This window comes from Arenimonas sp. (genome assembly GCF_035312645.1).
Classification (GTDB): Bacteria; Pseudomonadota; Gammaproteobacteria; order Xanthomonadales; family Xanthomonadaceae; genus Arenimonas.
In genome coordinates this window covers 1-3,175 of the sequence record NZ_DATGBO010000122.1, presented here as the reverse complement: position 1 = coordinate 3,175, position 3,175 = coordinate 1, and the positions used below count along the sequence as shown (strand labels likewise).

The 3,175-nt window shown below is 64.4% G+C and carries 3 protein-coding genes; 1 reads left to right on the top strand and 2 read right to left on the bottom strand.

Annotation, left to right across the window (positions count from 1 at the left end; genetic code table 11):
* A partial coding sequence (locus tag VKM35_RS11245; RefSeq protein ID WP_324321112.1) for a hypothetical protein occupies window positions 1-238 on the bottom strand: 238 nt, incomplete at its 3' end.
* A 337-nt stretch (window positions 239-575) separates the two neighbouring features.
* On the opposite strand from VKM35_RS11245, the gene VKM35_RS11240 reads away from it, so the two are divergent.
* Complete coding sequence (locus VKM35_RS11240; RefSeq protein WP_324321111.1) at window positions 576-1,214, top strand: Crp/Fnr family transcriptional regulator; 639 nt, start codon at window positions 576-578, stop codon at window positions 1,212-1,214.
* A 154-nt stretch (window positions 1,215-1,368) separates the two neighbouring features.
* Here VKM35_RS11240 and katG read toward each other — a convergent pair.
* Window positions 1,369-3,175, bottom strand: a 1,807-nt coding sequence (gene katG / locus VKM35_RS11235) for a catalase/peroxidase HPI (protein WP_324321110.1), incomplete at its 5' end; no start/stop codon positions are given.

The following is a 3,175-nucleotide window of genomic DNA, read 5'->3' as shown; positions in this document are numbered from 1 at the left end:
ATGGGCTCGCTGCCAGGTTCTGGCGCAGCGAGCTCCGCGCCTGTTGCGCAACTTGCGGTGAGCAGGGTCGACCATAGGCCGGGCTGTAGCCGTCGCTCACCGCTTCACCTTCGCCGAGATATTTGCCGCGTTTCGTGCGGCCGTAGTACTGGCTGCTCGGGCAGTGATAGACGCCGGACTTCGTGTTGACCCAGACCTCGGTGTCGGCGCAGGCGGTCGAGGCCAGTGACAGGAGCATGGCGAAGCAGAGCCCGAGGCTCAGTGCGCGCCATGACCAGCGATGTCCGAACATGGCATCCCCCCGGTGCCGTTCCCGATCCGGCTCCGTCGCGATCAGACGCTGCCTGGCGCGCATCGCCCAGGCACGATAGCCCTCGCGATCGGACACAGAAGCTATGGACGCCTACCCCGACGGCCAACGATTCCTGATAGCAGCACTCTTGCCAATGAGGCAGCAACGTAAATTTTTCACACCACCACCAGATCGGTCGCGCGCGATGCTTTCTTCCGGCTCGATGCGTTGAGTTGCGATACATTCGAGGTTCTTGAAGCCTTGGCTACATCTACACTTGGGCATGCCAGACGCTGACGTTGGAATACTTTCCGGAAAATTGCTCGCCGATCTGGCCGGGCATGGCAGCCTGCGTCGCTTCGCGCGCGGCGAGGTGCTGATCAGCGAAGGCGATGTGTCCGATGCCTTGTACGTGCTGGTGGCCGGCAAGCTCAAGGTGTTCACCAGCGACTTCAAGCGCCGCGAGTTGATCTACAACATCCTCGAGCCGGGCGAGTTCTTCGGTGAAATGTTTCTCGACGGCGGGCTGCGCTCCGCGTCGGTGAAAGCGGTCGAGGATTCGGATTGCGTCGTCATCGGCGAGGCGAAGTTCCGCGAGTTCATGGCCGCCTATCCGGAGTTCGCTGAGCGCCTGGTGATCAAGCTGATCGGCCGCGTCCGCCACGCCACGCGACAGATCAAGGGGCTGGCCCTGGACGGCGTGTACGAGCGCATGGCGGTGCTGATCAACCTGATACCGCTCGATGCGCAGGGCGAGCGCGTCATCCCCAGGGAACTCACGCAGCAGGAAATCGCCAATCGTGTCGGCGCTACCCGCGAGATGATCAACCACTTGTTTCGCGATCTGGTGCGTGGCGGCTTCCTGGTCAAGGAAGGGCGCATGCGGACGATCGTTGCCAAGGAATTGCCGCAGCATTGGTGAGCGGCCAACGCGCGGCTGATGCCAGGTGTTGTTCGCGATGACCTGTAGGAGCGGCGCGAGCCGCGACAGGTCTTTGCTGCTGCCTAGAAACCTGTCGCGGCTTGCGCCGCTCCTACGGAATTGCTGATAGCTGGCGACGGCAACGCCGCCGCCATCACTTCAGGTCGAAGCGATCCAGGTTCATCACCTTGCTCCAGGCCGCGACGAAGTCCTGCACGAACTTCGCTTGCGCGTCGCTGGCGGCAAAGACTTCCGCCAGTGCGCGCAGTTGCGAGTTGGAACCGAACACGAGGTCGACGACGGTGCCCGTCCATTTGATCTCGCCGGAGTTACGATCGCGCCCTTCCAGCACGTGCTCGTTGTCGGCGGACTTCCGCCATTTCGTGCGCATGTCGAGCAGGTTGACGAAGAAGTCGTTGCTCAGCGTTCCCGGACGCGTGGTGAAGACGCCGTGCCTGGCTTGCCCGGCGTTCGCACCGAGGACGCGCAGGCCGCCGATCAACACCGTCATTTCCGGCGCGCTCAGCGTCAGCAGGTTGGCGCGGTCGATCAGCATCTCGGCTACCGATCCCTCGCGGCCCTGGCGCACGTAGTTGCGGAAGCCATCGGCGATCGGTTCCAGCGGCGCGAACGAATGCGCGTCGGTCTGTTCCTGCGAGGCATCCATGCGGCCGGGCGCGAACGGAACGGTCACGTCATGGCCGGCTTTTTTCGCCGCTGCTTCGACGGCTGCGCCGCCGCCGAGCACGATCAGGTCGGCCAGCGAAACTTTCCTGCCGCCGGCCTGCGCGGCGTTGAAGTCTTTCTGGATCGCTTCGAGCGTCGAAAGAACTTTCGCCAGCTCGGCGGGCTGGTTGACCTCCCAATCTTTCTGCGGCGCCAGACGAATGCGCGCGCCGTTGGCGCCGCCGCGCATGTCGGTGCCGCGGAACGTCGACGCCGATGCCCACGCGGTGCTGACCAGTTGCGCGATCGACAAGCCGGACGAAAGTATCTTCGCCTTCAGCGCAGCGATGTCCGCCGCAGCGATCAGCGCGTGATCCAGCGCGGGGATCGGATCCTGCCAGATCAGTTCTTCCTTCGGCACCAGCCTGCCGAGATAGCGGACGCGCGGACCCATGTCACGGTGCAGCAGCTTGAACCAGGCGCGCGCGAACGCGTCGGCGAATGCCTGCGGATCGGCCATGAAGCGGCGCGAGATTTTTTCGTAGACCGGATCCATGCGCATGGCCATGTCGGCCGTGGTCATCATCGGCGCGTGGCGCTTGTTCGGGTCGTGCGCATCGGGCACCAGCGTCGCGGCGGCGGCGTCCTTGGGTTTCCATTGATGCGCGCCGGCGGGGCTCTTGCTGAGTTCCCATTCGTGACCGAACAAGGTTTCGAAGTAGCCGTTGTCCCAACGGATCGGATTCGGCGTCCACGCGCCTTCGATGCCGCTGGTGATGGCGTCGCCGCCCGCGCCGCTGCCGAAGGTATCGGTCCAGCCGAAGCCCTGATCTTCGATGCTGCCGCCTTCGGGTTCGGGGCCGCAGTGCTTGCCCGGATCGGCCGCACCGTGCGCCTTGCCGAAGGTGTGGCCACCGGCCGTGAGGGCCACGGTTTCCTCGTCGTCCATCGCCATGCGCGCAAAAGTTTCGCGGATATCGCGCGCCGATCCGAGCGGGTCGGGATTGCCATTCGGGCCTTCCGGATTCACGTAGATCAAGCCCATCTGCACTGCGCCCAAGGGGTTCGCGAGTTCACGGTCGCCGCTGTAGCGCTCGTCCGCCAGCCACTTTCCTTCCGGCCCCCAGTAGATGTCTTCTTCGGGTTCCCAGATGTCCGCGCGGCCGCCGCCGAACCCGAAGGTCTTGAAGCCCATGGACTCGAGCGCCACGTTGCCGGCCAGGATCATCAGGTCAGCCCACGAGAGCTTCTTGCCGTACTTCTGCTTGACCGGCCAGAGCAGACGGCGCGCCTTG